We start from the raw sequence: 1,173 nt of genomic DNA, 5'->3' as shown, positions 1-1,173 counted from the left end.
CACAGAAAAGCATCTTACGGATGGCATGACAGTAAGAGAATTATGCAGTGCTGCCATAACCATGAGTGATAACACTGCTGCCAACTTACTTCTGACAACGATCGGAGGACCGAAGGAGCTAACCGCTTTTTTGCACAACATGGGGGATCATGTAACTCGCCTTGATCGTTGGGAACCGGAGCTGAATGAAGCCATACCAAACGACGAGCGTGACACCACGATGCCTGCAGCAATGGCAACAACGTTGCGCAAACTATTAACTGGCGAACTACTTACTCTAGCTTCCCGGCAACAATTAATAGACTGGATGGAGGCGGATAAAGTTGCAGGACCACTTCTGCGCTCGGCCCTTCCGGCTGGCTGGTTTATTGCTGATAAATCTGGAGCCGGTGAGCGTGGGTCTCGCGGTATCATTGCAGCACTGGGGCCAGATGGTAAGCCCTCCCGTATCGTAGTTATCTACACGACGGGGAGTCAGGCAACTATGGATGAACGAAATAGACAGATCGCTGAGATAGGTGCCTCACTGATTAAGCATTGGTAACTGTCAGACCAAGTTTACTCATATATACTTTAGATTGATTTAAAACTTCATTTTTAATTTAAAAGGATCTAGGTGAAGATCCTTTTTGATAATCTCATGACCAAAATCCCTTAACGTGAGTTTTCGTTCCACTGAGCGTCAGACCCCTTCTTCTGCGAGTTCGTGCAGCTTCTCACACATGGCAGCCTGTTCGTCAGCATCGAGTGCGTCCAGCTTTTCGAGCAGCGTCAGGCTCTGGCTTTTTATGAATCCTGCCATGTTGAGTACAGCTTGCTGCTGCTTGTTCATCTTTTCGTTTTCTCCGTTCTGTCTGTCATCTGCGTTGTGTGATTATATCGCGTACCACTTTTCGACTGTTTTACCGCCGGTATTCTGCCGTCTGACGCTTTGACGGGTATTTCTGCCTGACAATACTGTCACTGCCAAAAAACTGCCGTGCCTTTGTCGGTAATTCGAGCTTGCTGACAGGACAGGATGTGCAATTGTTATACCGCGCATACATGCACGCTATTACAATTACCCTGGTCAGGGCTTCGCCACGACACCCCATGTCAGATACGGAGCCATGTTTTATGACAAAACGAAGTGGAAGTAATACGCGCAGGCGGGCTATCAGTCGCCCTGTTCGT

General features: G+C 48.3%; 2 protein-coding genes. One reads left to right on the top strand and one right to left on the bottom strand.

Going from position 1 to position 1,173, the window contains the following annotated elements; translation table 11 throughout:
• Positions 1–544, top strand: a 544-nt coding sequence (gene bla, locus ACFFNX_RS50570; RefSeq protein ID WP_114146958.1) for a class A beta-lactamase, incomplete at its 5' end; no start/stop codon positions are given.
• Between the two features lie 138 nt (positions 545–682).
• On the opposite strand, the gene ACFFNX_RS50565 is transcribed toward bla, so the two are convergent.
• Positions 683–832 carry a Rop family plasmid primer RNA-binding protein gene (locus ACFFNX_RS50565; protein WP_001677812.1) on the bottom strand — a complete coding sequence of 50 codons (150 nt, stop codon included), beginning with the start codon at positions 830–832 and terminating at the stop codon, positions 683–685.
• Positions 833–1,173: the final 341 nt, after the last annotated feature.

Source organism: Actinoallomurus acaciae, assembly GCF_042429965.1.
Taxonomy (GTDB): Bacteria; Actinomycetota; Actinomycetes; order Streptosporangiales; family Streptosporangiaceae; genus Actinoallomurus; species Actinoallomurus acaciae.
The sequence above is the reverse complement of the archived record's forward strand: the minus strand, read 5'-3'. Positions and strand labels throughout refer to the sequence as shown.